The following is a 20,635-nucleotide window of genomic DNA, read 5'->3' on the forward strand; positions in this document are numbered from 1 at the left end:
TTTCGTTGGGATAGATGAACCGCTCAATCCGGGTAGAACGGGAACCCGGTCGGATAACCGCCGACATCGGCCGGCGTGCTCAGCGGTGAGCGGCGGAAATCCATGTGCGAATTCAACCGGTCGAGGTTCTCGAAACGGCCAGGGCCGCCGGTCGCATAGTCGGTGAACTTGCGCTCGCCCGGCAGCACTTCGGTGCCGGCATCGAGCCAGGACCGCTTGCTGACATAGATGCGGGTGCGTGGGCCGGCCTGATAAGAGGCGTTGACCGATGATTTCGACGCATAAGCGCGCCGTTTCGGGGCCGCATCCGCCTCGTGGGTTGCGAAGGCCGTCATGAGAACGGCTGCGGCAACACCAATACTCAAGAGGGACGGGCTCAGGAATTTCAAAGTCATCATGTCCTCATCGGGAATCCGAATGTCGTCCCATTTTAGCCGGGCGGGCAAGGGAGCCACAAGGTGAATCGGGCAACACCTGCTTACAATAATCATCACCCGTGACGAAATATTTCATCAAAGGCAGGCCTTTAGCTCAGGTCCAATGGATATGGGTGGTCATGCGGCTTTTACAAAGCCGGCCTTGCTTCACGATCTAGATGCGGCCGCGCAGCCGCGGAGCGCCCTCTGTGTCGATCCCGTCCGCAGCCGCGGCTCTGTCACAGCGGCCGCGCTCGGCCTTGGCTTCGGTCTTGGCGAGGCCTTTCGCCTTGCCCTGCTCCTTGTCTTGGCAGGACACGTCGGTACGGCTCTTCGTCGGTTCCAGCAGTCGCTGGCGGCGCATCTGATCCCGTGGGGCCGGCGCGGGCGCTGCCACAGGTGGGGTCTGCTGATTGGCCGCTCGATCGGATGTGGTGTCCGTGGTTGGTGTTCGGTCGCCGTTCGGGATGCCATCGGAGGCTTGTTTTAATGGGGCTTCGGCCCTCGCGGATTCTTTAGAGGAGATTGTTTTTGTAGCCGAATCAATGAGTTCGGTCAGGTTAGATTGACTGGCGGACCACAGCTCCATGGCGATCAACACCAGCGCAATCGGGATGCAGAGATACGCCAGCAGCCGGAGCAGCAGTGCGCGGGTCTCCTGGGCAAAGCTGCGCAGCAGCGGGTGGACGCCGCCGTGTCTCTGGGATGCTTGATCGGACGAGGTCGGCGGCATAGCTGCAGGGGATGCTCTCGGTGGTCGGTGCGGTGATGCAAACGATGCTGTTTGCGATCAGGACGTGCCGGAATTCCCGGGTTTGGCTGCGGAAGCGTTGTATTTTGGGCGTTTTTCGCATAGAAGCGCCCACGCTTCCGTTATCCGCAGTGCGGGTGCCGGAGCATTTTTGAGCGGAGAGTGAACGATGGGTTACAAGGTTGCTGTGGTGGGCGCGACCGGCAATGTGGGCCGGGAGATGCTCGACATCCTGTCCGAACGAAGCTTCCCGGCCGACGAGGTGGTTGCCCTCGCGTCCCGGCGCAGCCAGGGCGTGGAAGTGTCCTACGGCGACAAAACCCTCAAAGTCAAAGCCCTCGAGAATTACGATTTCAGCGACGTCGACATCTGCCTGATGTCGGCGGGCGGCAGCGTGTCGAAGGAATGGTCGCCGAAGATCGGCGCCGCCGGCGCCATCGTGATCGACAATTCGTCGGCGTTTCGCATGGATCCGGACGTTCCGCTGATCGTGCCGGAAGTGAATGCGGATGCGGTGGCGGGCTTCAGCAAGAAGAACATCATCGCCAATCCGAACTGCTCGACCGCGCAGCTCGTGGTGGCGCTGAAGCCGCTGCATGACAAGGCCAAGATCACGCGCGTCGTGGTCGCGACCTATCAATCGGTGTCGGGTGCCGGCAAGGATGCGATGGACGAACTGTTCTCGCAGACCAAGGCCGTCTACACCACCGAGGAGATCGTCACCAAGAAATTCCCCAAGCGCATCGCCTTCAACGTCATTCCCGAGATCGACGTCTTCATGGAAGACGGCTACACGAAGGAAGAGTGGAAGATGATGATGGAGACGAAAAAGATCCTCGATCCGAAGATCAAGCTCACCGCCACTTGCGTACGCGTGCCGGTGTTCGTCGGCCATTCCGAAGCGGTCAACGTCGAGTTCGAGAATCCGATCAGCGCGGATGAAGCCCGCAATATCCTGCGGACCGCGCCTGGCTGTCTCGTCATCGACAAGCGCGAGCCGGGCGGCTACGTCACGCCGTATGAGGCGGCAGGAGAAGACGCCACCTACATCAGCCGCATCCGCGAGGATGCGACGGTTGAGAACGGCCTGTCGTTCTGGTGCGTGTCGGACAACCTGCGCAAGGGCGCGGCGCTCAATGCGATCCAGATCGCCGAATGCCTGATCAACCGCAAGTTGATCAGCGCCAAGAAAAAGGCGGCCTGATCCAGCCTTCTGACGTCAACTGATCCATCAACACGATGCCCTCGAGTGACCTCGAGGGCATTTTGTTTTTAGAGCGTTTTCGAGCGAAGTGGATACCGGTTCGCGTGAAGAAAACGCGTCAAATCAAAAATCTAGAGCCCCGTTTCGATTCTATCGAAACGGGAAAGGCTCTAGGCGCGCTACTTCGCGTCGATGTTCTGCACGCAGTTGCCACCGGCGGCCGCGGCCTGCTGGCAGGTTTGATAATCGTAAAACCGGCAGTCGGTGCGCGTGCCGCCGCCGCCTTCGCCGCCGCCGCCTCGGGCGATGCAGAATGGTGGCGGGCCGCTGTGGACGGCGCTTCGCTTGGTGGCTGCAAGAGCCGGATTGATCAGGCTGAGAGCAATTGCGATCGCCGCTAATGTGGTGGGACCCGGATTTGAAATCGACATCGGCAATCTCCGCGGAGTCGTGAACATCGCGTTCTATATGGGCGGGCAGCGATGTGAACGCCCATCACAATCGCGCAACCGTGACCAGCGTGGGCTCGTCCGCGCGGTTACGCCGCAGCGACACTGACGAATTCGCCGGTCGCCTGGTCCAGCACCGAAAGCGATCCGCGGGCTACGCCGAAATAGGCGCCATGGAGATGCAGCTTGCCACGCTCGGCCAGGATCTGGACGCAGGGAAACGTCATCAGGTTCTGCAGGCTGGTGGAGACCGCCTTCTTCTCCAGCCGGGTGATGAAGTCCTGAAAGTCTTCGTTGGAGCGGCGCGCGTTCTGCTCCAGCGTCGGCTCGAGCAGGGACATCCATTTGCCGATGAAGTCGCCGGGCGACAGCGGGGCTGCGTCCTGCACCAGGGCTTTGATGCCACCGCACTGGGCGTGCCCGAGCACCACGATGTGCTTGACGCGGAGCACCTGCACCGCGAACTCCAGCGCGGCGGAGACGCCATGGGCGGCACCGTCCGGGGCGTAGGGCGGCACCAGGTTGGCGACGTTGCGCACCACGAACAGTTCGCCCGGGCCGGCGTCGAAGATCACCTCCGGCGACACCCGGCTGTCGCAGCAGCCGATCACCATCACTTCCGGCGACTGGCCGCGCTCCGACAGTTCGCGGTAGCGCGACTGCTCGGTGGGCAGGCGCTGGGTTGCGAACGTCCGGTAGCCGGCGACGAGGTCTTGCGGAAACGTGGTCATGCGTGATCCCGTGGTTGGTCTAGTGTCCCCGAATTCAAAGTTCGCCAAACCTGGCAGCACGCTCTTCAGCGAACTTCGAATTCGAGAGGACACTAGCAATCATGATTCTCGTGTGGTTTTGGGTCAGAAATTCCCCTGATGAGCCAGTTGCAAGGTTGGGGGAATTTCTGACCCCCACACGAGGATGGCTAATCATATGCGCTCGGCCCGAACAAGTCTTCCGCCGGAAGCCTTGAAATGCTATCGCGCAAGGCCTCAGCCAATTGACCGGAATGACCTCATGATCCGTCCCCGCCGCAGCCTGCTGTTCATGCCCGGGTCCAATCCGCGCGCCCTGGAAAAGGCCCGCACCCTGCCGGTGGACGGCATCATCCTCGACCTCGAGGATGCGGTGGCCCCCGACGCCAAGGCGGTGGCGCGGGATCAGATCGCACAGACCATCGCGGCCGGCGGCTTCGGCAAGCGCGAGGTGCTGATCCGTATCAACGCGCTCGATACGCCCTGGTGGGTCGATGACCTGGCGATGGCGGCCAAAGCTTTGCCCGACGGCATCGTGGTGCCGAAGGTCTCCAGTGTCGACGATCTCGCGGCGATTTCCGACCGGCTCAACGATCTTGGCGCGCCGATGTCGGTCAAGGTGTGGGCGATGATCGAAACGGCGTTTGCGATCCTGCATGTCGAGGAACTCTCGACCCAGGCCCGCCATGCCGAGGTGCGGCTGGCCGGCTACGTGATGGGGCCGAATGATATCGCCCGTGAGACCCGGATCCGGATGGTGGAGGGCCGCGCCACCATGCTGCCGTTCTACATCAATTGCATTCTCGCCGCGCATGCCTACGGCCTCGAAATTCTCGACGGCCCCTACAGCGATTTCAGCAACGCGGCCGGCTTCGCCGCCGAATGCGCGCAAAGCCGCGACATGGGCTTCGACGGCAAGACCCTGATCCATCCGAGCCAGATCGACGCCTGCAACGCCGCCTTCACTCCGCCGGCCGAAGAGGTTGCGCAGGCGCGGAGAATTCTCGCCGCGTTCGAGTTGCCGGAGAATGCCGGCCGTGGAGCGATTCAGCTCGATGGCCGCATGGTCGAGCGGCTGCACGCTGATATCGCGAGGCGGACCATTGCGATTGCCGATGCGATTGCGGCGATGGGGTAGGCCAACACGTTGCTGCACTCTCTGCAGTCCTGCCCGGCACAAGGCCGGGCAGGACGCAGAATATAGCCAGTGATGTCGAGCTTCTGAGCGTCAGTTCACAGCCAGGGCCGCGAAACCTTTTCCTTGGCTTCGAAGCTGGCGATCGACGCGCTCTTTTCCATGGTCAGGCCGATGTCGTCGAGGCCGTTGAGCAGGCAGTGCTTGCGGAACGCATCGATCTCGAATGTCACCGTGCCGCCGTCGGGGCCGCGGATTTCCTGCTTCACCAGGTCGACGGTGATGGTGGCGTTGGCGCCGCGTTCGGCGTCGTCGAACAGCTTCTCAAGATCTTCCGGCGAGACGCGGATCGGCAGGATGCCGTTCTTGAAACAGTTGTTGTAGAAGATGTCGCCGAACGAGGTCGAGATCACGCACTTGATGCCGAAATCGGCCAGCGCCCATGGCGCGTGTTCGCGGCTCGAGCCGCAGCCGAAATTGTCGCCGGCCACCAGGATCTTGGCGTTGCGATAGGACGGCTTGTTCAGCACGAAGTCCGGATTCTCGCTGCCGTCGTCCTTGTAGCGCTGCTCCGAGAAAAGCCCCTTGCCAAGGCCGGTGCGCTTGATGGTCTTGAGGTACTGCTTGGGAATGATCATGTCGGTATCGACATTGATGATCTTCAGCGGCGCCGCGACGCCTTCCAGTACCGTGAACTTGTCCATCTTGGTTTGTCCTGAGCAGGGGCGTGCAATTCGCCCGTGGAGCTGAGTTTTTATCGCGATTGGCCCTCGGGTAAAAGGCCGAAATCGCATGGCTGGTCATGGGAATGGCTGGTCACTGGATTTCGGCCTCGATCGCCTCCATGTCGGCGTCCGACAGGCCGAAATGGTGGCCGATTTCGTGAATCAGCACATGGCCGACGATATGGCCGAGGGTTTCGTCGTGATCCGCCCAGTAATCCAGGATCGGGCGGCGGTACAGCCAGATCATGTTGGGCAGCGGCGCCACCTCGTCGACGCTGCGGAACGGCAGTCCGACCCCCTGGAACAGCCCGAGCAGGTCGAACTCGCTCTCGGCCTTCATGGTGTCCAGCACCTCGTCGGTCGGGAAATCGTCGATCTGGATGATCAGGCCCTCGCACAGCGCGCGAAAATCGGCCGGCAAGCGCTCAAACACATCACGCGCCATGATTTCGAACTCGGCCAGCGACGGCGCCTTGGCGGAGGTCCAAGGGGCACTGGATAAGACGTCGGATGGGGTATCGGTCATGGGTCCTTCAATAGAGCCCTGAAGGTCTCCGGCCAAGGCGATCTTGAAGGCGATCTTGGGCGGTTGACGGATGCGCGCTAATCGGAGAGCGTGGCGCCGATTGAGGGGTTTTGGTTATTTCGGGGTAAAGGCGTCGACATGCGGATCACAAAAGCGGCGATTTGGACTGCAGGCGCCCTTGCGCTCGCGATCGGTCTGGCCGGACTTGCGCCTGCCGAGGCATCGCCGATGAAGCGCGAGGGTGCGGTTGTCGCGCAACAGGGCCCGACTGATCTTTCGGCGCAAAGCCGACGCCGACGCAGCCCCACCCGGTTGCGGGTCTACCGCGAGTACGACTATCCCGGTCCCAATGCCACGCGCCAGTGCGTTGCCCATTATGAGCAGGAATACCGGCAGGCCGGCACCGTCATCGTGCCGCGCATGCGCTGCTGGTGGCAGCGCGGCTGATCGCGGGCTCAGGCTGCGCGGGTGTTTCGCGACGTTGCTAATGTTTCCATAGCGGGCCGAGCAGGCCGGCGGCGACCACTGCCGCACACGATCCATAGACCACGACAGCCATGGCAATCTGAGTGAAGTCGCTTGCCGTGCCGGGCATGGTGCCCGGGCCTTGCGAAGCAACAGCCGCTGTCGAGCAGGCCCCGATCGCGGCGATAGTTCCGGCGACAATCGATAAGCGAGACATCATCGGGTCTCCCGAGTTGCGCGAACACGACAAGATACGTCGCAGTCGGATTTCGGTTTCGCCGGGTCTGGACGCGAACCGCGAACTGATCAATGCACGCATTCACTTCGCGTTCACGTCGCGAGCCGTAGCCTTTGCAATGCCGATGCAACTTGAGTTGGGAACAATTTGCGGCGTCGGCGTTATTATGGCGCCCACTTGTCAGGAGGACTCCAGAAATGAAAAAAATGTTCGGCTTGCTCGCTGTTGCAGGCTTGTTGTTCATTGCCGCTCCGACCCAGCATGCGCAGGCGCTTTCGCTTGCGAATCCCGGCGCCGCAGCGAGCACAAAATTCGCGTCCGAAAATCTCGGAATCACCACGGACGTCCGCTGGCATCGCCATCACGGACGCCGCCATCACTGGCACCATCGCCATCACTGGCGCCGTCATCATCACCGGCGTCACCACTGGCGCTGATCGCAGCGTCGGCGAAATCACGTCAATGCAAGGCTTCGGCGCAGCTCGCGATCGAAGCCTTGCGTGTTTCGACGGCCTGCTGTGTCACCACGGTTTGATCGAAATGCTGTGACCAAGTGTCGCGATCCGCTGGGTCGCTGATGGCCTTGGGGTTCATGCTCTCGCTAATATTTCGCGCGGATGGGAGGCGTGGACCAACAGCAGAAGGAGTTTCTTGTGATGAGATCGTTGATTGGAGCGATCACGGCGGCCGCGGCGTTGATCGTCATCTCGACCGCGGGTGTCGCACCGGCATCCGCGAAGGCGTCGACGTCGTCATCTGGATATGATGCACGCCTCAACGAGACGGGCGCGACTGATGTCAGCGCCCAGCGGCGGCGGCATCGTCACTATCGCCATTACCGCCCCCACAGCTACTATCAGCCTTACAGCTATCACGGCCCGAGCTACAGTTATTATCGGCCGGCCTACCGACCCTATTACTATCGCCCGTATTATTACCGGCCTTACAGTCCGGTGGTGCCGTTCTATGGTTTCGGCTTCGGGTTCGGCTGGTAACGTCAGGCGTTGACGCTCTCAAACAAACAGGCGCTTCTCTGAAGCGCCTATTGTCATGAGACGGGGGCGAAACCCTTGACCAGCAGCACCACGGCTTCCGCGCCGGCCTTGCGGTCGCGGGAAATCTCCTGATAGCCGGGCGATTGTTCAAACGCGCGAAACGAAGCCTCGTCGGGAAACGACATCATCACGAGCTTGTCGCGCTCCCAATCACCCTCGAGCACCGCAGGCTGTTCGTCAGCCGCAAGCAGGCGCCCGCTGAACTGTCGGAACACCTCGAAGAAGCGTGCCTGATAACGATCATAGGCGGCGCGATCGGTCATCTTGAGCTGGGCGATCACATACACCGTCATGATTACCCCTCTCGTTGCCTGCGTGTGCTGTCGTTAGCCGGTAGGATGGGTTTCGCTGCGCTCAACCCATCCTACATCCGACCCGACCCAATGTCCGCGATGAAACTCAGCGCCAGTCGCGGATGTCGACGAAGTGGCCGGCGATCGCCGCGGCTGCCGCCATCGCCGGCGACACCAGGTGGGTGCGGCCCTTGAAGCCCTGGCGGCCCTCGAAGTTGCGGTTCGAGGTGGAGGCGCAACGCTCTTCCGGCGCGAGCTTGTCCGGGTTCATCGCCAGGCACATCGAGCAGCCCGGTTCGCGCCATTCGAAGCCGGCCTTCAGGAAGATCTTGTCGAGCCCTTCGGCTTCCGCCTGCTCCTTCACCAGGCCGGAGCCCGGCACGATCATCGCGCTGACATGGCCGTTGACCGTGCGGCCATCGACCACCTTGGCGGCCGCGCGCAGATCCTCGATGCGGCCATTGGTGCAGGAGCCGATGAAGATGCGGTCGAGCTTGATGTCGGTGATCTTGGTGCCGGCGACCAGGCCCATATAGGCCAGCGCGCGCTCCTTCGAGGCGCGCTTGGTCAGGTCGGCGATATCTTCGGGATTGGGCACCATGCCAGTGACGGAGATCACATCCTCGGGCGAGGTGCCCCAGGTGACGATCGGCGGCAGTTTCGCGGCGTCGAGCCGCAGTTCGGCGTCGAAGTGCGCACCTTCATCCGTGCGCAGCGTCTCCCAGTAACGCATCGCGGCGTCCCAGTCGGTGCCTTTCGGCGACTTCGGACGTCCCTTCAGGAATTCGTAGGCCTTCTCGTCCGGAGCGACCAGGCCGGCGCGGGCGCCACCTTCGATCGACATGTTGCAGACGGTCATGCGGCCTTCCATCGACAGCGCGCGGATTGCGTCGCCGGCGTACTCCAGCACATGGCCGGTGCCGCCCGCGGTGCCGATCTCGCCGATGATGGCGAGGATGATGTCCTTGGCGGTGACGCCGTCGGGCAATGCGCCGTCGACGGTGACGCGCATGTTCTTGGCTTTCTTCTGGATCAGTGTCTGCGTCGCCAGCACGTGCTCGACCTCGGAGGTGCCGATGCCGTGGGCCAGCGCGCCGAATGCACCATGGGTCGAGGTGTGGCTGTCGCCGCACACGATGGTGGTGCCGGGCAGGGTGAAGCCTTGCTCGGGGCCAATGATGTGGACGACGCCCTGGCGCTTGTCGAACTCGTCATAATATTCGACGCCGAAATCGCGGGCGTTGTCCGCCAGCGTCTTGATCTGCTCGGCGCTCTCCGGATCCGGGTTCGGCTTGCTGCGATCGGTGGTTGGCACGTTGTGGTCGACAACGGCGAGCGTTTTCTCCGGTGCTCGCACCTTGCGCCCGGTCAGGCGCAGGCCTTCGAAGGCCTGCGGCGAGGTCACCTCATGGACCAGATGGCGGTCGATATAGAGCAGGCAGGTGCCGTCGGGCTGCTCGTCGACCAGATGGTCGGCCCAGATCTTGTCGTACAGGGTGGTTGGTTTAACGGACGTTGATTTAGCGGACATGGGATCAGTCCCTCGATAAGCGTTGAATGGGTTCGACCGGCAGCGCCGGCGCAGGCATCAGCGGCGCGAGCGTCAAAGGCCCGCGGCGATCGAGGCTGTGAACCGTCCATAGAATCGCCCGGGCAGGCGGCGGTGATCGTCGAGCACGATCCGCTCCGTCGGCAGGCTGGCTATGGTGGTGTCTGGAACCATTCTACGTTTCTATCACCGGTGTCCGGCCGCCACAATCAAGCAGCCATGCTTTGGCGGAACGATCACATATGCACGCCCAACAAAAAAGCGCGGCCCGTAAGGCCGCGCTTTTGTAAAACTCTCCGTGAGGAGAAAAATTACTCGCCGACGGCGGCCTGGCGTTCCTGCTTCTTCTCGACAATGCGGGCAGATTTGCCGCGCAGGCCGCGAAGATAATACAGCTTGGCACGACGCACCTTGCCGTGACGCACCACCTTGATGGAGTCGATCATCGGCGAATAGAGCGGAAACACGCGCTCGACGCCCTCGCCATAGGAAATCTTGCGGACGGTGAAGCTCTGGTGGATGCCACCGCCCTGACGGCCGATGCAAACGCCTTCATAGGCCTGCACGCGGGTACGATCGCCTTCCTTCACCTTCACATTGACGATGACGGTGTCGCCCGGGCCGAAGTCGGGGATATCGCGACCGGCAGACAGCTTGTCGAGCTGCTCTTTGTCGATCTCTTGAATAAGGTTCATAGTGAAATCTCCATCGGCGGCGCTCCCGGTCGGCGGGGCGCAACGTCCTTCTATCCTGCGCGGATTGGGCGCTCCTATACGGCAAAGCAGACCGGTTGTCACCCTTCCGTCGTCTTTTTTGGCGGCTTTTTGGCCGGGCGGGTGGCGATTTTTGCGGCCCACAAGTCGGGCCGGCGGGCTTGGGTCAGGGCCTCGGCCTCGGCCAGGCGCCAGGCGGCGACCTTGGCGTGATCCCCGGACAGTAAGATCTCGGGGATCGTCCGCCCTTCGAACTCCTGAGGGCGGGTGTATTGCGGGTATTCCAGTAGTCCGTGAGAAAAACTCTCATCATCTCCAGAGCTTAGTCGACCCATCACTCCCGGCAGCAGCCGCACGCAGGCATCGATCAGGGCCATGGCGGCGATCTCACCGCCGGAGAGGACATAGTCACCGATGGAAACCTCCTCCAGCCCCCTGGCCTCGATCACCCGCTGGTCAATGCCCTCAAATCGGCCGCAGACTATCAGCGGGCCGGGCCCGGCAGCGAGTTCCGCCACCCGCCTCTGAGTGAGGGGGGCGCCGCGCGGGCTCATCAGCAGCCTTGGGCCCGCCGTCTCCACCCCATCGATCGCGCGTGCCAGGACATCGGCCCGCAGCACCATGCCCGGGCCGCCGCCGGCCGGCGTGTCGTCGACACTCCGATGCCGATCCGTTGCGGCATCACGGATGTCGCGCGCCGTCAGGGCCCATAGCCCGGACGCCAGCGCCCTGCCGGCGAGGCTGATGCCCAGTGGTCCCGGAAACATCTCGGGAAACAGGGTCAGCACAGTGGCCTGCCACGGTGCGGCCGGCGGATCTGGAAGCGAAGTGTCTGGAATCGAGGTCGTCATGGCCGGCAAACTGGCCTGCCGCGTGCGTGAGGTCAAACCCGCGCCCGGGTCAGATGTGGCGCAAGAATGAAGGCGAGAGGACATATCGCCATGGCCGTGATCGCTGTCGCCATAGTGGCCGCGGTGGGTCCCAGAGCATCGCCGAGCACGCCATAAAGGATCGGGGCGATCGCGCCCGAGCCGATGGTGCCGGTGTAGAACAAAGCAAAAGCGCGCTCCGTGCGACCGGGTGCAAGCTCCGGCACGGTGCCGTACAGCACCGATGAGGTGCCGTTCAGCATCACGCCGAGCAGCGGCAGCAGCATCATCGTTCCTGCGAGAGGCAGCACCAGAACCGCAAGGATGCACGCCGCGGTGCCGCCTTCCGTCAGCAGGATCGTTCGCAATGTGCCGACCCGCTCGCCGAGCCACCCGCATACGAATTTGCCGGCGGCACCGCCGATGAAAACGAGTGTGAGCGCAAGGCCGCTGGTCGGAAGCGAAGCGCCCTTTGCCTGCAGCAGAAACGGCAGGAACGTCAGCAGCCCCATTCTGACGGCGGTGTCGAGAATGCCGATGGTGAACAGCAGCGTGAAGCCGCTGTTGGTTGTCCCAGTCGACGATGCCGCGGCAACTGGCCGTCCTGCGCGTGTTTTTCCAATCGGCGGCATCGCGGCGGCGATGTAGATCGCCACTGCTGTTCCGGCGAGCGCCAGCACGAGCAAGGCGTGGCGCCATGGCATGATGATCAGCAGCAAGGACAGCAGCGCCGGGATCGCAGCCTTTCCCAGATCGCCGGTGAAATTGTAGATGCCGAGCGGTCCCTTGGCGGCCGCGCCGTAGGCGCGCGACACCGCAGCCGATGCAAGAGGGTGCTGTGTGCTCGATCCGGCGCCGGACAGCAGCAATGCGAGACAGAGTCCGATGGCGCTGCCGGAAAGTCCGGCGAGACCATAGCCAAGCGCCGACAGCACCGTCCCGATCACAAGCACGATCTTGCCGTCGATACGCTCGGCGAGGCGCCCGGCGGGAATTTGCAGCCCGGCCATGGCGCCTGCGTAGAGCGCCCGCATCAGCGCAAGGGCGCCGTAGCCGAGTGCGAACTCGTTCTGCCAGATCGGCAGCAGCACATAGATCAGATCGGTATAGCCGTCATGGAGAGCATGATTGACGCCGGTGGTTGCCAGCGTACGCCGGCGATTGCCATGCGTGGTGTCCGGGATCGGCGTTGCGGTCAGTTGATCCAAGATTGTCCTCCGATCATGGCGCCGATCGCTCGTCCGGCTTCACGCCGCACCTCGGCGTTTCGAGTAGCTAGAAAATCTGATTTTGCGGCTGGAGTTGGCCGGCGCCTGATGTTTGTTATAAAGCTAAGATTCTCCAAGATTCTTAAGGCACTATGAGCCGCTTTTTGCCCCGTCACAAATGAGTAATAATCTGGCTATGGGTTAGAGAATCTAACAATGGCTATGCTTGCTCGACGCCGTACCCTGCCGCCGCTCAACGCCATCCGCGCCTTCGAGGCGGCTGCGCGTCTCGGCAGCTTCAAGGACGCGGCCGGCGAACTCGGTGTCACGCACGGCGCGATCAGCCAGCAGGTGCGCGTGCTGGAGCAATGGCTCGGCGCGCCAGCGCTGTTCCGGCGCTCCACCCGGCGCGTGGTGCTGACGGAGAGCGGCGCGACCTTGCTGGCCGAGGTGGGTCCCGCGCTCGATCGTATCGCGGCGGCCGTGCGTCATCACATCGAGCGCCAGGGCAGATCGCCAGCCATGGTGCTGCGCGTCAATGCGCTGGCGACATTCAGCCTGCGCTGGCTGATGCCGCGGATGGCGCTGTTTCGCGCCATGCATCCCGACATCGAGGTGCGGCTGACCACGTCGAACGATCCGGTGGATGCGCTGCCCGAGGCCTTCGACGTGGTGATCCGTGGAGGCCCGGACGCGTTCCACGGCTTTGTCTCGCGACTGGTGCTGTCGGAGCGGCGGTTGCCGGTGTGCGCTCCCGCGCTGCTGACAAGCCTGCCGCTCACCGACATCGCGGATCTGTCGCGCCACACGCTGTTGCATGTGACGTCGATGCCGCGGCTGTGGCGCGACTGGCTGACCCTGGCGGGACAAACGGGTCTGGAGTCCGCGGCGGCGCTGACCTTCGACCACTTCTATCTCACCATCCAGGCGGCGCTCGACGGGCTCGGCGTGGCGATGGGGCCGACGGCGCTGGTGGCCGACGATCTCGCGGCCGGCCGCCTCGTGACGCCGTTTCCGCACCCGAGCCTGCCCGCGCGAAGTTACTTCGCCTACCTGCCCGAGGCGCATCAGGCCGATCCGCCGTCTCTCTTGTTCTGCGATTGGTTGGCGCAGCAGGGACAGCCGGAGATGTGAAGGCGACAGATCCGTACTGCGCGGTCTGGAGCTCAAGCGCTCCCTGCGGGCTTGCTGAAGATGTCCGACAGGGCCAACAGCAGCCGGTCGATCTGGCTGTCCGTGCCCACGGTGATCCGCAGATAATCGGAGATGCGAGGCGCGGAAAAATGACGGACGATCACGGCCCGTTCGCGTAGCGTGGCCGCCAGCACCGCGCCATCATGCGTCGGATGACGGGCGAAGACGAAATTGGCGGCGGATGGCAGCACGTCGAAGCCAAGCCGGATCAGTCCGTGGTTGAGCCGCTCCCGTCCCTGGATCACGAGAGCCCGGCACTGCTGAAAATAGGCTTCGTCCTCCAGGGCGGCGATGGCGCCGGCCTGGGCGGGACGGCCGAGAGGATAGGAGTTGAAGCTGTCCTTCACCCGGGTGAGCGCTTCGATCAGGTCGGCATCACCGATCGCATAACCAACCCGCAGCCCGGCCAACGCCCGGGACTTCGACATGGTCTGAACGACCAGAAGATTTGGGTAAGAGGCGACGAGCGGAATTGCGGTCTCCGCTCCGAAATCGACATAGGCCTCGTCGATCACCACGGGAGCGTCAGGATGCTGTTCCAGCAATGTCACGATCTCAGCACGTGATAGGGCGATCCCTGTTGGTGCATTCGGATTGGGAATGATGAGGGCGCCGGCCGGCCGGCGATAGTCGGCAACACGAATCTGCAGGGACCGATCGAGTGGCACGGTTTCATGAGTGATGCCGAACAGGCGGCAATAGACCGGGTAGAAGCTGTAGGTGATATCAGGGAAAAGCAGCGGCGCATCATGTTTCAGCAAGGCAGCGAAGACATGGGCCAGCACCTCGTCCGAACCGTTGCCGACGAACACTTGTTCGGGTCGTACCTGGTGGTAGGCGGCGAGGGCTGCCCGCAGCGCGGTGGCCTGTGGGTCGGGATACAGACGCAGCGTATCGGTGGCTTCGCCGCGAATGGCCTCCAGCGCCCGTGGTGAAGGGCCAACCGGGCTTTCGTTGGTGTTGAGCTTGACCAGATCCGCGATGCGAGGCTGTTCGCCCGGCACATAAGGCTTCAGGCCGTGGGTCAGGCTGCTCCAGAAGCGACTCATTTTTTATCCAGATCTCAAGGCAGCACGGCCGCCGACAAGTTGAAACGCGATGGTCTCTTTAACGCCGGGGAAGCTCTGCAGAAACATCCAAAGGTGGATGCGGCAAAACTTTTTGTGATCTGACGATTGTCTGCTGAGACCAGCCTCGGCTCACACCGTGCAAGCCCGCACAATTGTCGGGAGATGGCTCTGGCAGAAATCCAGATACGTCCTGACGATGGTGGATTGGTAACGGTGCGGCGGATAGAGCAGGTTGAGGGACCATTCGGGCAGCGGATGCTGCGGCAGCAGGTGCATCAAACGCTTCTCCCGGATTGGCGCGGCCGCCAGGAAGGGCGGTAGTTCCGTGACTACGGAGCCACCGAGGGCGAGATCGCACAAGTGATGATAGTCGTTGGTGGTCAGCACGGGCTTGAGCTCGATCGCGTGATCGCCCAATTCCCACCGGGTGGGGACATCGCCGCGCGACGCCCACACCGCGCATGGGAAACGATGAAGCGCATCGGGCTGTGCGGGTTTGCCCAAGCGTTTCACCAGCCGTGGGCTGGCCACGAGAACATTGCGAAAACATCACGCGTCGCGCCACCATCGCCTCGTGAACAATCGCGCCGACGCGAAGGGCGACATCGATGCCATCCTCGACCAGGTCCATCCGACGCTCGGTTGAGTAGACGTGAATCTGAATGTCCGGATAGCGTCGCTGGTCATCTCTCCGTGGTCATCGGCGACAGCTGCAGCTAGAATAATCCCCGCGATATGGTCAGGGGCACATGCATGCGGAGCCAAACCCGGAAGGCGTCGCGGTCACTCGGTCAACGCGGGCCGTCTCCGCAACGGCCGATTCGCGTTTTTGTCGATAGCCACGAGAGCCGGACCTATGTGGTGCCGCATCGCCATCTCGATCATATGCAGTTTCTCATCCCGACGCAGGGGGTCCTCAAGGTCGCCTCGGCCGACGCATTCTGGATCGTGCCACCGAAACGTGGGATCGTGATCCCGAGGGCTTTCGAGCATTCGACGGCCATGCTTGGCCGCGCCACACTGGTGGTCGCGAACATTCATCCCGATGCCATCGAGGAGGCGGACGCGTGTTGTCGGGTCGTGAACGTGAACGAGCTCATCATGACCTTGCTCGGGACCATAGCAGACATGTCGCCGGAATATTCGCCGGACTCCCCCGAGTCGCGGCTGATCAACGTCTTCTTCGACCAGTTCCGGGCGGCGCCGGCTGAGCCGTTCCGGCTGTCCCGCCCCCGCAATGCCAAGTTGCGCGCGATAGCGGACACCCTGATCGCGACGCCGGACGACAGCACCACTCTCGCGGAATGGGGCCGCAGGCTGGGAGCGAGCCAGAGAACGTTGGCGAGGCTCTTCGACGCCGAGACGGGGATGGGTTTCCGGGACTATCGCAAGCAGGTCCAGATGCACGCGGCGATCGGACTGCTGGCGACGGGCGCGCCCATCAGCCAGGTGGCGCTGGATCTCGGATACGAAACGCCCTCGGCCTTCATCCACGCCTTCCGTTCCGCGATGGGAATTACGCCCGGCCGATTTCGTGGCGTGCCGCGGGCGGATCGGTAGGGTTGCTAGCATTCCCATCCATTGTCACAGATCCAGCACGAGCGATGGGGTTTTCGTGCCGGAGCAGCACGTGATCATCTGATCGTTCCGTGCGTGTTCGTCCGGACTCAAGACCTGGTCGCGATGATCCGGCAGGCCTTCGAGGACCCGCACCTTGCACGATCCGCAGACGCCCTCCTTGCAGGAATGCGGGACGTCGATCCTTGCGGCCAGCAGGGTCTCCAGGATCGTGCTTCCCCGTCCCACCTTGAGCGTCAATTTGGAGCGGTGAAGGCGGATCTCGAATCCGCCCGCAGTCGCCGGCGCTCCCTTCCTTGCGAAATGCTCGACATGGATCTGCGATCGCGGCAGCGCCACGGTCGCCTCCTCGAAAGCGGCGATCATGGGTTGGGGGCCGCAACAGTAGAAGTGCGAGAACGCGGGCGCGGCCGACACGATTGCGGCGAGGTCGAGCCGCGCCCCGTTTGCTTCCGCGCCGAAATGCAACCGGACGCGCCCTGGCCGGAGGCTCTCCAGATGCTGCAGTTCGTCGAGAAACGCCGCCGCGGCCCGATTTTTCGCAGCGTAGAAAAGTTGCCAGCTCAGGCCCTGGCTCCCCAGCCTGTGGATCATCGCCATCAGTGGCGTGATGCCGATGCCTCCCGCGATCAGCACCGTGTGCTGCGCGGTTTCGTCGAGCTTGAAGTTGTTGCGCGGCGGATTGATCCGGATGCGGTCGCTGACCCGAAGGTCCTCATGGACATGACGGGAGCCGCCGCGGCTGCCCGGATCCTTCATGACGGAAACGACATAGCGGTCCCGCTGCTGCGGATCGTTGCTCAGCGAGTAGCTCCTTGTGAGGTTGGGCGCGAGGAGCAGGTCGATATGCGATCCGGCGGTGAAGGGCGGCAGGATGCCGTCGTCCAGAGCACGAAGTTCCAGCGAATGGATGCCTTCGGCCTCCCGGCGGATCGTGCTGATTCGGAGCTCGAGTTCCGGCACCCGGTAGATGAGCGGTTCATGCGGCAGCGGCGGGAGCTCGACCTCGATGGGATCGCCGGGCCGCACGTCGCCCCCTTTCAGGACGATGCTCATGACGCCCGCGCGGCGGACAAGGCCGGTCGGCTTCGGCTTCACGACATGTTTCAGCAGTCCGGGCTGAAACGTCTCGATCTGATGGCACGGATTGCGCAGGCCGGTTAGCTCGATCACCGCCTCCGGACCGAGCCGAAGACGGGTGCCGGTCGGCAGACCCAGCAGGTCGATATTGCGCGTCGACACGTTCTCGCCGAGGTCGCCGGGGCGAACCCTGTGTCCCTTCCCGGACAACTCGTCGAACAGCTCTGTCTGGATCAGGTGGACCTGCCGCAGGTTCGGACGATGGCCAAATCGCCTGATGTGGTAGAGATGCTGGTCGGCCGCGCCGGCATGCGCGTCGCCATCGACCCCGAAGTTCTCGATCAGCCGGATCACATCGGCCGGCGGCTTGCTGAAAGCGTGCTTCTTGCTGATCTGCACGCCAGCGACCCTGGGTAGATTCTCGTCATCGATCGTCATCGATCATCGCTCTCCGAATCACGAGGACATGCGTCTTCGGCCCTCACATCTCCGGCATGATAAGGGCTGCCGCCCCGGGCTGTCTGGCGATAGTTTGACTATAAATGTCGATGTTCGGTCAGACACACAAAACTCCGCTCACGCGGCGGCGCCGGCATCGAACAAGGTGTTCTTGCGAAGAGGGCGCTTCAGGCTGACGGCGCCGCCGCGTCCGGGCTGTCGCCCTCGATCTCCCGCGGCAGCTCAATGATGACGCGTCCTGCTGCGAGGTCGACGGTCGGCACTACGGCGTTGGTGAACGGCAGCAGCAGGGTAGGGCCTTGCGGCGGCGCGATCTCGATGATGTTGCCGGCACCGAAATTGTGGATGGCGGTGACACGACCGATGGGTGCGCCAGCGGTGGTTTCCGCAGCCAATCCGATCAGGTCGGTATGGTAATATTCGTCCTCGTCGGTCGCGGGCAGTTTGTCGCGCGCGATATAGAGTTCGAGGCCATTGAGGCGCTCGGCGTCATCGCGGCTGGCGACGCCTTTCAGCACGGCAACCAGATGTCCCTTGGCCTCACGTGCGCGCGTCACTTCGAACTGGCGCGCGCCGTCCTTGGTGGACAGCGGCCCATAGTGCAGCACCGCGAGCGGATCTTCGGTAAATGGCCACAGTTTCACCTCGCCGCGCACACCATGCGCGGCGCCGATTTTCGCAACGCAGATTTTGGTGTCCTGCGCCAATGGCTTGTCCGGCGAAACTTGTGATGGCGTTGGGATACGCATGAAAAGCCCGTGCGTATCCCACTTTGTCGTCGTTGCCGGGCTTGTCCCGGCAACCCCGCATAGGGAGGCACTGCGCCGATGATCGGGATGGCCGGGACAAGCCCGGCCATGACGAAAACTCAAGCCAGCTTAGGCCGCGGCGGCCTTGCGTTCCTTGCGCGGCACCGCCTTCTCGGGGTTCTTGCGCGCCGGGCGCTTGGCAATGCCGGCGGCATCGAGGAAACGCAGCACGCGGTCGGAGGGCTGCGCGCCCTTGGCGAGCCAGGCCTTCACCTTCTCAAGGTCGAGCTTGAGGCGGGCTTCGTTGTCCTTCGGCAGCAGCGGATTGAAGTGGCCGAGACGCTCGATGAAGCGGCCGTCGCGCGGAAAGCGGGAGTCGGCGACGACGACGTGATAGACCGGACGCTTCTTGGTGCCTGCACGAGCGAGGCGGATCACAACGGACATAATGTTCTCCTTTGAATGTCTGTTCGGTGAATTGCTGTGTGAGAGTTATTTCTTCTTGCCGAAGCCCGGAAAACCTCCGAGGCCCGGCAATGTCGGCTTTCCGAGGCCTGGAAGGCCCGGCAGTCCGGACGGCGAGCCGCCCGGAAAATCCTTTGGTAGTGACGGCATACCCTGAGGCAACCCGCCCGGCATTTTCTCGGCCATGGCCTTGAGCTGGTCCGGCGAGGGCATGCCGCCGCCGAAACCCATCGCCTGCGCAAGGCCCGCCATCGGGCCGCGCTTGCCGCTGCCCATGGCCTTCATCATGTCGGCCATGTTCCGGTGCATCTTGAGGAGCTTGTTGACCTCCTCGACCTTGCTGCCGGCGCCGGCGGCAATGCGCTTCTTGCGGCTGGCCTTGAGGATGTCGGGGTTCTTGCGTTCGCCGCGAGTCATCGAATCGATGATCGCGACCTGACGCTTCACCACCTTCTCATCGAGATTGGCGGCGGCGAGCTGGTTCTTCATTTTCGCGATGCCGGGCATCAGGCCCATCAGGCCGCTGAGGCCACCCATGTTCTGCATCTGCAGAAGCTGTTCGCGCAGATCGGCCAGGTCGAACTGGCCCTTGCGCATTTTCTCGGCGGCGCGTGCGGCCTTCTCGGCGTCGATATTAGCGGCGGCCTTTTCCACCAGCGACACCACGTCGCCCATGCCGAGGATGCGGCCGGCGATGCGGTCCGGATGGAAGTCTTCCAGCGCATCGGTCTTTTCGCCGGTGCCGATCAGCTTGATCGGCCGTCCGGTGACCGCGCGCATCGACAGCGCCGCGCCGCCGCGGCCGTCGCCGTCCACACGGGTCAGCACGATGCCGGTCAGGCCGACACGCTCATTGAAGGCGCGCGCGACATTGACCGCGTCCTGGCCCGTCAGCGAGTCGGCGACCAGCAGCACTTCGTGCGGCTGTCCGGCAACTTTGACCTGCGCGGCCTCGTTCATCATCTCTTCGTCGAGGGTCGTGCGGCCGGCGGTGTCGAGCAGCACCACGTCGTAGCCGCCGAGCCTGGCGGCCTGGATGGCGCGGGTGGCGATCTGCGGCGGCATCTGCCCCGCGACGATCGGCAGCGTGTCGACGCCGACGTCGCGACCGAGCACGGCCAATTGCTCCATCGCCGCCGGACGGCGGACGTCGAGCGAGGCCATCAGAACTTTACGCTTGTCGCGGGTGGTGAGACGGCGGGCGAGCTTTGCGGTGGTGGTGGTTTTGCCGGAGCCCTGCAGGCCGACCATCATGATCGCGACCGGGGCCGGCGCATTGAGGTCGATGACCTGGCTGTCGGAGCCCAGTGTCTGGATCAGCTGGTCGTGAACGATCTTCACCACCATCTGGCCCGGCGTCACCGACTTGACCACGGTGGCGCCGATCGCCTGCTCACGCACCCTGTCGGTGAACTCGCGCACCACGTCCAGCGCGACGTCGGCTTCCAGCAGCGCGCGGCGCACTTCGCGCATGGCCGCATCGACGTCGGCCTCGGTCAGCGCACCGCGCCGCGTCAGCCGATCGAGAATGCCACCAAGCTTTTCCGACAGATTGTCGAACATGCCGTCGCTTCCTGCTGCCTCACCCTGAGGAGCATGCGCAGCATGCGTCTCGAAGGGTGGCTATTCTGCCGTGGCCTCGTCCTTCGAGACGCCGCTTCGCGGCTCCTCAGGATGAGGGTCTAAATCCAAACA

At 63.2% G+C, this 20,635-nt stretch carries 26 protein-coding genes; 6 read left to right on the top strand and 20 right to left on the bottom strand.

Going from position 1 to position 20,635, the window contains the following annotated elements; translation table 11 throughout:
* Positions 1 to 23: 23 nt before the first annotated feature.
* Both RS897_RS11425 and RS897_RS11430 read right to left on the bottom strand, forming a co-directional pair.
* Entirely contained in the window at positions 24 to 398 is a 375-nt protein-coding gene (locus RS897_RS11425; protein WP_315836662.1) for a hypothetical protein, read from the bottom strand.
* Positions 399 to 591: 193 nt separating this feature from the next.
* Positions 592 to 1,149, bottom strand: a complete 558-nt coding sequence (locus tag RS897_RS11430) for a hypothetical protein (protein WP_315836663.1) — start codon at positions 1,147 to 1,149, stop codon at positions 592 to 594.
* A 187-nt stretch (positions 1,150 to 1,336) separates the two neighbouring features.
* Here RS897_RS11430 and RS897_RS11435 point away from each other — a divergent pair, with 187 nt between their 5' ends.
* Positions 1,337 to 2,371, top strand: coding sequence for an aspartate-semialdehyde dehydrogenase (locus RS897_RS11435; protein WP_315836664.1), 1,035 nt, complete (start codon positions 1,337 to 1,339; stop codon positions 2,369 to 2,371).
* 179 nt (positions 2,372 to 2,550) lie between these two features.
* On the opposite strand, the gene RS897_RS11440 is transcribed toward RS897_RS11435, so the two are convergent.
* On the bottom strand, positions 2,551 to 2,802 hold the full coding sequence (locus RS897_RS11440; RefSeq protein WP_315836665.1) for a hypothetical protein: 252 nt from the start codon (positions 2,800 to 2,802) through the stop codon (positions 2,551 to 2,553).
* 107 nt (positions 2,803 to 2,909) lie between these two features.
* Entirely contained in the window at positions 2,910 to 3,551 is a 642-nt protein-coding gene (locus RS897_RS11445) for a carbonic anhydrase (protein WP_315836666.1), read from the bottom strand.
* A gap of 280 nt (positions 3,552 to 3,831) precedes the next feature.
* Between RS897_RS11445 and RS897_RS11450 the strand changes: the two genes are divergently transcribed.
* Complete coding sequence (locus RS897_RS11450) at positions 3,832 to 4,707, top strand: HpcH/HpaI aldolase/citrate lyase family protein (RefSeq protein ID WP_315836667.1); 876 nt, start codon at positions 3,832 to 3,834, stop codon at positions 4,705 to 4,707.
* A gap of 95 nt (positions 4,708 to 4,802) precedes the next feature.
* On the opposite strand, the gene leuD is transcribed toward RS897_RS11450, so the two are convergent.
* Both leuD and RS897_RS11460 read right to left on the bottom strand, forming a co-directional pair.
* Positions 4,803 to 5,408, bottom strand: coding sequence for a 3-isopropylmalate dehydratase small subunit (gene leuD / locus RS897_RS11455; RefSeq protein ID WP_315836668.1), 606 nt, complete (start codon positions 5,406 to 5,408; stop codon positions 4,803 to 4,805).
* Between the two features lie 112 nt (positions 5,409 to 5,520).
* The gene (locus RS897_RS11460) at positions 5,521 to 5,955 is read right to left on the bottom strand and encodes a metallopeptidase family protein (RefSeq protein WP_315836669.1); all 435 of its coding nucleotides are present in this window, start codon (positions 5,953 to 5,955) and stop codon (positions 5,521 to 5,523) included.
* Positions 5,956 to 6,093: 138 nt separating this feature from the next.
* Between RS897_RS11460 and RS897_RS11465 the strand changes: the two genes are divergently transcribed.
* On the top strand, positions 6,094 to 6,402 hold the full coding sequence (locus tag RS897_RS11465) for a hypothetical protein (RefSeq protein ID WP_315836670.1): 309 nt from the start codon (positions 6,094 to 6,096) through the stop codon (positions 6,400 to 6,402).
* Positions 6,403 to 6,439: 37 nt separating this feature from the next.
* Here the strand turns inward: RS897_RS11465 and RS897_RS11470 are convergent, their stop codons facing one another.
* From RS897_RS11470 to RS897_RS11480, 3 genes are all read right to left on the bottom strand, one after another.
* The gene (locus RS897_RS11470) at positions 6,440 to 6,640 is read right to left on the bottom strand and encodes a hypothetical protein (protein WP_315836671.1); all 201 of its coding nucleotides are present in this window, start codon (positions 6,638 to 6,640) and stop codon (positions 6,440 to 6,442) included.
* A 182-nt stretch (positions 6,641 to 6,822) separates the two neighbouring features.
* On the bottom strand, positions 6,823 to 7,086 hold the full coding sequence (locus RS897_RS11475) for a hypothetical protein (protein WP_315836672.1): 264 nt from the start codon (positions 7,084 to 7,086) through the stop codon (positions 6,823 to 6,825).
* Positions 7,087 to 7,117: 31 nt separating this feature from the next.
* On the bottom strand, positions 7,118 to 7,252 hold the full coding sequence (locus tag RS897_RS11480; RefSeq protein ID WP_315836673.1) for a hypothetical protein: 135 nt from the start codon (positions 7,250 to 7,252) through the stop codon (positions 7,118 to 7,120).
* A gap of 62 nt (positions 7,253 to 7,314) precedes the next feature.
* On the opposite strand from RS897_RS11480, the gene RS897_RS11485 reads away from it, so the two are divergent.
* Positions 7,315 to 7,653, top strand: a complete 339-nt coding sequence (locus tag RS897_RS11485) for a hypothetical protein (protein ID WP_315836674.1) — start codon at positions 7,315 to 7,317, stop codon at positions 7,651 to 7,653.
* Between the two features lie 53 nt (positions 7,654 to 7,706).
* Here the strand turns inward: RS897_RS11485 and RS897_RS11490 are convergent, their stop codons facing one another.
* From RS897_RS11490 to RS897_RS11510, 5 genes are all read right to left on the bottom strand, one after another.
* Complete coding sequence (locus RS897_RS11490; protein WP_315836675.1) at positions 7,707 to 8,006, bottom strand: DUF1330 domain-containing protein; 300 nt, start codon at positions 8,004 to 8,006, stop codon at positions 7,707 to 7,709.
* 106 nt (positions 8,007 to 8,112) lie between these two features.
* The gene (gene leuC / locus RS897_RS11495) at positions 8,113 to 9,537 is read right to left on the bottom strand and encodes a 3-isopropylmalate dehydratase large subunit (protein WP_315836676.1); all 1,425 of its coding nucleotides are present in this window, start codon (positions 9,535 to 9,537) and stop codon (positions 8,113 to 8,115) included.
* Positions 9,538 to 9,866: 329 nt separating this feature from the next.
* On the bottom strand, positions 9,867 to 10,250 hold the full coding sequence (rplS, locus tag RS897_RS11500; protein ID WP_315836677.1) for a 50S ribosomal protein L19: 384 nt from the start codon (positions 10,248 to 10,250) through the stop codon (positions 9,867 to 9,869).
* 98 nt (positions 10,251 to 10,348) lie between these two features.
* On the bottom strand, positions 10,349 to 11,119 hold the full coding sequence (trmD, locus tag RS897_RS11505; RefSeq protein ID WP_315836678.1) for a tRNA (guanosine(37)-N1)-methyltransferase TrmD: 771 nt from the start codon (positions 11,117 to 11,119) through the stop codon (positions 10,349 to 10,351).
* Between the two features lie 32 nt (positions 11,120 to 11,151).
* Positions 11,152 to 12,345 (bottom strand): MFS transporter, encoded by a 1,194-nt coding sequence (locus RS897_RS11510; RefSeq protein ID WP_315836679.1) that lies wholly within the window; start codon positions 12,343 to 12,345, stop codon positions 11,152 to 11,154.
* Positions 12,346 to 12,567: 222 nt separating this feature from the next.
* Here RS897_RS11510 and RS897_RS11515 point away from each other — a divergent pair, with 222 nt between their 5' ends.
* Positions 12,568 to 13,479 (top strand): LysR substrate-binding domain-containing protein, encoded by a 912-nt coding sequence (locus RS897_RS11515; protein WP_315838599.1) that lies wholly within the window; start codon positions 12,568 to 12,570, stop codon positions 13,477 to 13,479.
* Positions 13,480 to 13,511: 32 nt separating this feature from the next.
* On the opposite strand, the gene hisC is transcribed toward RS897_RS11515, so the two are convergent.
* Together hisC and RS897_RS11525 are read right to left on the bottom strand one after the other, a co-directional pair.
* Complete coding sequence (gene hisC, locus RS897_RS11520) at positions 13,512 to 14,588, bottom strand: histidinol-phosphate transaminase (RefSeq protein WP_315836680.1); 1,077 nt, start codon at positions 14,586 to 14,588, stop codon at positions 13,512 to 13,514.
* Positions 14,589 to 14,738: 150 nt separating this feature from the next.
* Positions 14,739 to 15,140, bottom strand: coding sequence for a LysR substrate-binding domain-containing protein (locus RS897_RS11525; RefSeq protein WP_315836681.1), 402 nt, complete (start codon positions 15,138 to 15,140; stop codon positions 14,739 to 14,741).
* A 327-nt stretch (positions 15,141 to 15,467) separates the two neighbouring features.
* On the opposite strand from RS897_RS11525, the gene RS897_RS11530 reads away from it, so the two are divergent.
* Complete coding sequence (locus RS897_RS11530) at positions 15,468 to 16,169, top strand: helix-turn-helix transcriptional regulator (RefSeq protein ID WP_315836682.1); 702 nt, start codon at positions 15,468 to 15,470, stop codon at positions 16,167 to 16,169.
* 24 nt (positions 16,170 to 16,193) lie between these two features.
* On the opposite strand, the gene RS897_RS11535 is transcribed toward RS897_RS11530, so the two are convergent.
* The 4 genes from RS897_RS11535 to ffh all read right to left on the bottom strand — a co-directional run bounded on the left by RS897_RS11535 (position 16,194) and on the right by ffh (position 20,503).
* The gene (locus RS897_RS11535) at positions 16,194 to 17,666 is read right to left on the bottom strand and encodes a 2Fe-2S iron-sulfur cluster-binding protein (protein WP_315836683.1); all 1,473 of its coding nucleotides are present in this window, start codon (positions 17,664 to 17,666) and stop codon (positions 16,194 to 16,196) included.
* 227 nt (positions 17,667 to 17,893) lie between these two features.
* Positions 17,894 to 18,475, bottom strand: coding sequence for a ribosome maturation factor RimM (rimM, locus tag RS897_RS11540; protein WP_315836684.1), 582 nt, complete (start codon positions 18,473 to 18,475; stop codon positions 17,894 to 17,896).
* A gap of 129 nt (positions 18,476 to 18,604) precedes the next feature.
* Positions 18,605 to 18,922: a 30S ribosomal protein S16 gene (rpsP, locus tag RS897_RS11545; protein ID WP_315836685.1), complete on the bottom strand. Its 318-nt coding sequence runs from the start codon at positions 18,920 to 18,922 to the stop codon at positions 18,605 to 18,607.
* A 45-nt stretch (positions 18,923 to 18,967) separates the two neighbouring features.
* Positions 18,968 to 20,503: a signal recognition particle protein gene (gene ffh / locus RS897_RS11550; RefSeq protein ID WP_315836686.1), complete on the bottom strand. Its 1,536-nt coding sequence runs from the start codon at positions 20,501 to 20,503 to the stop codon at positions 18,968 to 18,970.
* Positions 20,504 to 20,635 lie beyond the last annotated feature (132 nt).

Source organism: Bradyrhizobium prioriisuperbiae, from assembly GCF_032397745.1.
Taxonomy (GTDB): Bacteria; Pseudomonadota; Alphaproteobacteria; order Rhizobiales; family Xanthobacteraceae; genus Bradyrhizobium_A; species Bradyrhizobium_A prioriisuperbiae.

Bases quoted from the DNA above. Each gene is read 5' to 3' on its own strand.
- RS897_RS11425 (WP_315836662.1), bottom strand. From the start codon at position 398: ATGATGACTTTGAAATTCCTGAGCCCGTCCCTCTTGAGTATTGGTGTT.
- RS897_RS11430 (WP_315836663.1), bottom strand. From the start codon at position 1,149: ATGCCGCCGACCTCGTCCGATCAAGCATCCCAGAGACACGGCGGCGTC.
- RS897_RS11435 (WP_315836664.1), top strand. From the start codon at position 1,337: ATGGGTTACAAGGTTGCTGTGGTGGGCGCGACCGGCAATGTGGGCCGG.
- RS897_RS11440 (WP_315836665.1), bottom strand. From the start codon at position 2,802: ATGTCGATTTCAAATCCGGGTCCCACCACATTAGCGGCGATCGCAATT.
- RS897_RS11445 (WP_315836666.1), bottom strand. From the start codon at position 3,551: ATGACCACGTTTCCGCAAGACCTCGTCGCCGGCTACCGGACGTTCGCA.
- RS897_RS11450 (WP_315836667.1), top strand. From the start codon at position 3,832: ATGATCCGTCCCCGCCGCAGCCTGCTGTTCATGCCCGGGTCCAATCCG.
- leuD (WP_315836668.1), bottom strand. From the start codon at position 5,408: ATGGACAAGTTCACGGTACTGGAAGGCGTCGCGGCGCCGCTGAAGATC.
- RS897_RS11460 (WP_315836669.1), bottom strand. From the start codon at position 5,955: ATGACCGATACCCCATCCGACGTCTTATCCAGTGCCCCTTGGACCTCC.
- RS897_RS11465 (WP_315836670.1), top strand. From the start codon at position 6,094: ATGCGGATCACAAAAGCGGCGATTTGGACTGCAGGCGCCCTTGCGCTC.
- RS897_RS11470 (WP_315836671.1), bottom strand. From the start codon at position 6,640: ATGATGTCTCGCTTATCGATTGTCGCCGGAACTATCGCCGCGATCGGG.
- RS897_RS11480 (WP_315836673.1), bottom strand. From the start codon at position 7,252: ATGAACCCCAAGGCCATCAGCGACCCAGCGGATCGCGACACTTGGTCA.
- RS897_RS11485 (WP_315836674.1), top strand. From the start codon at position 7,315: ATGAGATCGTTGATTGGAGCGATCACGGCGGCCGCGGCGTTGATCGTC.
- RS897_RS11490 (WP_315836675.1), bottom strand. From the start codon at position 8,006: ATGACGGTGTATGTGATCGCCCAGCTCAAGATGACCGATCGCGCCGCC.
- leuC (WP_315836676.1), bottom strand. From the start codon at position 9,537: ATGTCCGCTAAATCAACGTCCGTTAAACCAACCACCCTGTACGACAAG.
- rplS (WP_315836677.1), bottom strand. From the start codon at position 10,250: ATGAACCTTATTCAAGAGATCGACAAAGAGCAGCTCGACAAGCTGTCT.
- trmD (WP_315836678.1), bottom strand. From the start codon at position 11,119: ATGACGACCTCGATTCCAGACACTTCGCTTCCAGATCCGCCGGCCGCA.
- RS897_RS11515 (WP_315838599.1), top strand. From the start codon at position 12,568: ATGCTTGCTCGACGCCGTACCCTGCCGCCGCTCAACGCCATCCGCGCC.
- hisC (WP_315836680.1), bottom strand. From the start codon at position 14,588: ATGAGTCGCTTCTGGAGCAGCCTGACCCACGGCCTGAAGCCTTATGTG.
- rimM (WP_315836684.1), bottom strand. From the start codon at position 18,475: ATGCGTATCCCAACGCCATCACAAGTTTCGCCGGACAAGCCATTGGCG.
- rpsP (WP_315836685.1), bottom strand. From the start codon at position 18,922: ATGTCCGTTGTGATCCGCCTCGCTCGTGCAGGCACCAAGAAGCGTCCG.
- ffh (WP_315836686.1), bottom strand. From the start codon at position 20,503: ATGTTCGACAATCTGTCGGAAAAGCTTGGTGGCATTCTCGATCGGCTG.